This window comes from Arthrobacter sp. Y3223166, assembly GCF_059090935.1.
On sequence record NZ_JBNHGE010000070.1, the window covers coordinates 1 to 5,239 of the forward strand.

Genomic DNA, 5,239 nt, shown 5'->3' on the forward strand with positions numbered 1-5,239 from the left:
GCTGGGGTGACGTTCTTGGATAAGGACGGCACCGCAGAGGACACCTACACGATCCCGGCCGTTGAGGGCGTGGATTACCTGGTCGGCGGCAAGGCTGTGGCAGCAGGCTCGTACAAGGGCACAGGCACCGTGACCATCACTGCGAAGGCACTGGCCGACTACGTCCTTGCTCCCGGCGCCGAGACCGAGTGGACGCACGCGTTTAAGGCCACTCCGTACCCGGTAACCCCGGCTGGGGTGACGTTCTTGGATAAGGACGGCACCGCAGAGGACACCTACACGATCCCGGCCGTTGAGGGCGTGGATTACCTGGTCGGCGGCAAGGCTGCGGCAGCAGGCTCGTACAAGGGCACAGGCACCGTGACCATCACTGCGAAGGCACAGGCCGACTACGTCCTTGCTCCCGGCGCCGAGACCGAGTGGACGCACGCGTTCAAGGCCACCACGTCCCCAGTGCCCACGCTGCAGTCCGCAGCGCCCCTCGTCTCTGGCACGACGAAGGTAGGCTCAACGCTGACCGTCGGCACCGGGACATGGACCTCGGGTACCACGTTCAAGTACCAGTGGTACCGCTCGGGCACAGCCATTACGGGTGCCACTGCCAAAACTTACAAGCTCACCGGTTCCGATGCCGGCAAGACTCTAAAGGTCAAGGTCACCGGCACCAAGACCGGGTATACCGTAGTGTCGAAGACCTCGAAGTCCACGATCGCGATCGCCAAGGGGACGCTCACCAGCAAGACCCCGGTCATCTCTGGCACGACGAAGGTGGGAAAGACGCTCGCTGCGACAACCGGGACCTGGACCTCCGGGACCACGTTAAAGTACCAGTGGTACCGTTCGGGCGCGGCCGTCAAGGGCGCCACTGCCCAAACTTACAAGCTCACCGGCTCCGATGCCGGCAAGACTCTAAAGGTGAAGGTCACCGGCACCAAGACCGGATATACCGTAGTGTCGAAGACCTCGAAGTCCACGATCGCGATCGCCAAGGGGACGCTCACCAGCAAGACCCCGGTCATCTCTGGCACGACGAAGGTCGGAAAGACGCTTACTGCGACAACCGGGATTTGGACCTCCGGAACCACGTTGAAGTACCAGTGGTACCGTTCGGGCGCGGCCATCAAGGGCGCCACTGCCAAGACCTACAAGCTCACCGGCAGCGACGCCGGCAGGACTATAAAGGTCAAGGTCACTGGCACCAAGACCGGATACACCAGCGTGTCAAAAACATCGACACCCACGGCCACGATCGGACGCTAAAACTCTAATGACTACGCCTGTTGGGGCTGCCCCGGGTTTCGTTGACTCTCGGGGTTGATGGTTTTCAGGCGGCTTGAGGGCCGGTTTCGATTGTCTCAAATTCGAGGGGTGTGAGGCGGCCAAGGGTCCGCTGACGGCGCCGGCGGTGGTAGGTCTTCTCGATCCAGGTAACGATGGCCAGACGCAATTCCTGCCTGGTGGACCAGCGCGGCCGGTCCAGGACGTTCTTCTGCAGCAGGGCAAAGAACGATTCCATGGCGGCATTGTCGCCGCAGGCGCCGACCCGTCCCATCGATCCGATCAGTCCGCTGCCCTTGAGCGTCCGCACGAACACCGTGGAGCGGAACTGGGAGCCGCGGTCGCTGTGCACCACAGTTTCCTGCGGCGACCTCAAAGCGACTGCATTGCGCAGCGCAGAGACGGCCAGAGAGGCCTTCATCCGGGAGTCGATGGAGTAACCGACGATCCGGTTGGAGTAGACGTCCTTGATTGCGCAGAGGTAGACCTTGCCCTCGTCGGTGCGGTGTTCGGTGATGTCCGTCAGCCACAGCTCATTCGGGGCGGAAGCGGTGAAGTTCCGGCCGACCAGATCGTCGTGGACCGGCGGGCCGGCCTTGCGGCTAAGTCCCCGCTTCTTGGCAAAGACGGACCAGATGCGCTGGCTGCTGCACAGCCGCTGCACCCGGTTCTCCCCGGCGCTGATGCCCAAGGCCGGCAGTTCGTCGGCGATGAACCGGTACCCGAATGACGGATCGTCGGCATGAATATCTAGGGCGGCGTTGATCAGATGGGCATCAGCCCGGTCCCGGTCGGAGACGGGATTGGCCTTCCATTTGTAGAAGGCCTGCTTGGAGAAGCCGAGCACCCGGCAGGTCACCGCGACGGCGATTCCGTCGGCGGCAAGGTTGAGGACCAGCGGGAATTTCATTTTGGGGGCAGTTCCCTCGCGAAGAACGCCGCGGCCCGCCGCAGGATCTCGTTCTCCTGCTCCAGCAGCCGGATCCGTTTCTTTGCGTCTCGCAGCTCCGCCGCTTCCTTCTCCGTCATGCCAGGGCTGACACCTTCTTCGATGTCGGCCTTTTTCAGCCAGTTATGCAGGGTCGCCTCGGAGATGCCGAAGTCCTTGGCGATCTGCGCCAGCGGGCTTCATGCTTCCGCGCAACGGCGACGACATCGCGGCGGAACTCGGCGGGGTAGGGCTTGGGCACAGGAACATCCTTCCTGCAAGGAATGAATCCTCACAAGTCAGACGTCAACTGAACCGGGGGCAGTCCCGGTCGTCCAAACTCCAGAACACGTAGGCGGCGCCGCTACAGTTGTCCAATGAAAACCAGTGCAGCAACTGCGACATGCGCTATCTCCCGGCGGTCACGTCGCTGAGTCGCCGTCCGTCCGGTCAATCACGCGGCCGGTGCCGGCGATTTCCCGTGCGAGCTCGATGCCGTCCTTGGCCTCCTGAAGGGACGGATACGTCACCGATTCGGCCATGAGTTTTCCCTTACCGTCCAGCATTCTGACCCGGTAGCCGCCGTCGGGCGCCTTGATCACTTCGAAATGCCCTGCCATGTCTAGCGTTCCTATCCACGAGGTTTCCACGGCGCTGTCGAGTCCAAACAGTATGCCATCCGGCGTTTACTGCCGTCTTGGGCCCTTGCCACACCCGCCCGCCGCGAGGAAAGTGGACAGTACGCTGACACGCTAGCGAAGGGAAAAACCCATGCAGATCGACAAGCAGCAGATCATCGACTTCCTCAAGCAGCAGGGAAACGAGGACCAGGCGGTTGCGGCAGATGCCGAACTGCCGCAGAAGGTGGACACCGAGCGCGACTCAGGGCTGTTGTCCAAGCTGGGCATCGACGTCGACGCGCTCCTCGGCAAGCTCCCCGGGGGATTGGGCGAGAAGCTTGGCGGCATGAAGGACAAGCTGGGCGGCTTCGGGTAACAAACGCTTCCGCCTAAAGCGGCCGCGCCCCGCAGCGCCCGGAGGACTTCCTAGCGGTTGGCTCCGGGCGTTGCCGTGCCCGCCACCATGGGATTTATCGGCAGCCATGCCGGGCCGACCGCGAACTCGTCTTGCACTGACACGCTGAAGCCGGCGGCAGCGATCGCCGCCGCGGTGTTCCGGTTGGGCTCGCAGCCCTGCGCCGCGAATGACCACACGGGCCGCAGCAGGTCCTGAACTTTGCCGTGCGCGCCCGGGCCGCGCACGTGCTCCAGGAAGAGAAGCTTGCCGTCTGGCTTGAGCACTCGCCTGGTTTCGGCCAGAGCCGCCGCCTGGTCGGGGACGCTGCACAGCACCAGGGTGAACACCACGGCATCCACGCTGGCGTCCTCGGCCGGCAGGTCCTCGGCTACCGCATCCACGACGCGCACCGCTGCGGAGTGGGACCCCACCCGGGGCTCCAGTCGCTTGCGCATGTTCGGGTCCGGCTCGACCAACGTCACGGAGCACCCCGGCGGGAAGTACGGCAGATTCGCGCCGGTGCCGGCACCGACGTCGTACACAATCCCGCTCAGTCCGGACAGCAAGGCCTTGCGATGCGACGCGAGCTCCGCCGGTTCGCGGCGAATGGCAGCATCATATTGCGCGGCGAACAGCGCGCTTCGCAGTCCCATGAGCGTGGTCCTTTGTTCGGCTCGGGAGTGGGCCCCGGTGTCGACCATACTCCGGGTGCCCGGCGGAAGGGAGGGCGTTCAGGCCGGCCGCGTGGTTTCCTCCGGTTCCTCGGGCTGCTCCTGTCCGTCCGCACGTTCCTTGGCCGCCTTAAGCTGCCTGTGCAGCGAAGCGTTGTCCTCTTCCAGCTCCAAAACCTTGCCGACGCCGGCCAGGTTCACGCCGTCGTCGACCAGCTCTCCGATGCGTCGGAGGCGGTCGACGTCGTCCTGGCTGTACCGCCGCGTGCCGCCCGCCGTGCGCTCCGGTTCCAGCAGGCCGCGGCGTTCGTACAGGCGCAGGGTTTGCTCGCCCACGCCCACGATGTCTGAGACCACGGAGATGCCGTAGACGCCCTTGTCCGTCCGCGGCTGCCGCTTCTTCTCGCGTGCCAAAATTCCTCCCAAAACCGACTTGCAAACATAGTAGCGCAGAGTCATAATATCTGTGCGCTCGAACATAGATTTAGTGAGCGCCGAAGAGAAGAACTGAAGGAGGCTGCCATGTTGATGAGAACTGATCCCTTCCGTGAGCTGGACCGCCTGACCCAGCAGGTCTTCGGAAACCAGGCTCGCCCGGTGGCGATGCCGATGGATGCGTGGCGCGAGGGCGAGGAGTTCGTCGTCGAACTCGACCTGCCCGGCGTCGATCCGTCCACCATTGACCTGGACGTTGAACGCAATGTCCTCACGGTTGCTGCGGAGCGCAAGTCCAAGATCGAGGACGGCAAGGAAGTCGTTGCCGCCGAACGGCCCAGCGGCACGTTTAGCCGCCAGCTGATCCTGGGCGACACGCTGGATACGGACAAGGTCACGGCGAATTACGAGGCCGGCGTGCTGTCCCTGCGGATCCCCATCCGCGAGCAGGCCAAGCCGCGTAAGATCGAGATCAACAGCGGAGACACCAAGCAGATGATCGACGCCTGACCTGTGGGATCGCAGCCGGTGGTGACGTCCGGGCGCGGGCGGAGCCACCGGCTGGCCGTGAGCGGCGAACGCTTCCGGCAGCAGGAGGGAGGCACGCGTGGGTGACACCGACTTCTACGCCGTCCTGGGTGTGGCGCCCGACGCCAGCGATGCGGACATCCGGCGCGCCTACCGGGCCTTGCTGCGCCTGCATCATCCTGATTTGAACCACGACGGCGATGCGCCGCGGTCTCGTGCCGACGGCTTGGCGATGGGGGCCATCCTGCAGGCTTACTCTGTCTTGGGAGACGTGGGCCGCCGCGCAGATTACGACCGCGGACGCGTCCGGAGCGGCGGACGCGGGCAAACGGCGGCGTCTTCGCCAGGCGGCCGCCGCGGCGACCCAACGGCGGCTTCGACC

6 protein-coding genes and 2 pseudogenes are annotated in these 5,239 nt (G+C 64.4%); 4 read left to right on the forward strand and 4 right to left on the reverse strand.

Annotation, left to right across the window (positions count from 1 at the left end; all coding sequences use genetic code 11):
• A pseudogene (locus AC5RUH_RS16310) lies at positions 1-1,260 on the forward strand (family 43 glycosylhydrolase); the annotation flags it as partial.
• 64 nt (positions 1,261-1,324) lie between these two features.
• On the opposite strand, the pseudogene AC5RUH_RS16315 reads toward AC5RUH_RS16310, so the two are convergent.
• A pseudogene (locus AC5RUH_RS16315) lies at positions 1,325-2,468 on the reverse strand (IS3 family transposase).
• A gap of 160 nt (positions 2,469-2,628) precedes the next feature.
• Positions 2,629-2,826: a YegP family protein gene (locus AC5RUH_RS16320; RefSeq protein WP_494129114.1), complete on the reverse strand. Its 198-nt coding sequence runs from the start codon at positions 2,824-2,826 to the stop codon at positions 2,629-2,631.
• A 151-nt stretch (positions 2,827-2,977) separates the two neighbouring features.
• Here AC5RUH_RS16320 and AC5RUH_RS16325 point away from each other — a divergent pair, with 151 nt between their 5' ends.
• Positions 2,978-3,202: a hypothetical protein gene (locus tag AC5RUH_RS16325; RefSeq protein ID WP_494001627.1), complete on the forward strand. Its 225-nt coding sequence runs from the start codon at positions 2,978-2,980 to the stop codon at positions 3,200-3,202.
• 50 nt (positions 3,203-3,252) lie between these two features.
• Here the strand turns inward: AC5RUH_RS16325 and AC5RUH_RS16330 are convergent, their stop codons facing one another.
• Together AC5RUH_RS16330 and AC5RUH_RS16335 are read right to left on the reverse strand one after the other, a co-directional pair.
• Positions 3,253-3,876 carry a class I SAM-dependent methyltransferase gene (locus AC5RUH_RS16330; RefSeq protein WP_494129115.1) on the reverse strand — a complete coding sequence of 208 codons (624 nt, stop codon included), beginning with the start codon at positions 3,874-3,876 and terminating at the stop codon, positions 3,253-3,255.
• A gap of 78 nt (positions 3,877-3,954) precedes the next feature.
• The gene (locus AC5RUH_RS16335) at positions 3,955-4,308 is read right to left on the reverse strand and encodes a MerR family transcriptional regulator (protein ID WP_494129116.1); all 354 of its coding nucleotides are present in this window, start codon (positions 4,306-4,308) and stop codon (positions 3,955-3,957) included.
• Positions 4,309-4,416: 108 nt separating this feature from the next.
• Here AC5RUH_RS16335 and AC5RUH_RS16340 point away from each other — a divergent pair, with 108 nt between their 5' ends.
• Positions 4,417-4,839, forward strand: a complete 423-nt coding sequence (locus AC5RUH_RS16340; protein ID WP_494129117.1) for an Hsp20/alpha crystallin family protein — start codon at positions 4,417-4,419, stop codon at positions 4,837-4,839.
• Between the two features lie 97 nt (positions 4,840-4,936).
• Positions 4,937-5,239: J domain-containing protein (locus tag AC5RUH_RS16345; protein WP_494129118.1), on the forward strand; the 303-nt coding region annotated here is incomplete at its 3' end.

What these genes read in the sequence shown, in the direction of transcription:
- AC5RUH_RS16320 (WP_494129114.1), bottom strand. Translation starts at nt 2,826, where the DNA reads ATGGCAGGGCATTTCGAAGTGATCAAGGCGCCCGACGGCGGCTACCGG.
- AC5RUH_RS16325 (WP_494001627.1), top strand. Translation starts at nt 2,978, where the DNA reads ATGCAGATCGACAAGCAGCAGATCATCGACTTCCTCAAGCAGCAGGGA.
- AC5RUH_RS16330 (WP_494129115.1), bottom strand. Translation starts at nt 3,876, where the DNA reads ATGGGACTGCGAAGCGCGCTGTTCGCCGCGCAATATGATGCTGCCATT.
- AC5RUH_RS16340 (WP_494129117.1), top strand. Translation starts at nt 4,417, where the DNA reads ATGTTGATGAGAACTGATCCCTTCCGTGAGCTGGACCGCCTGACCCAG.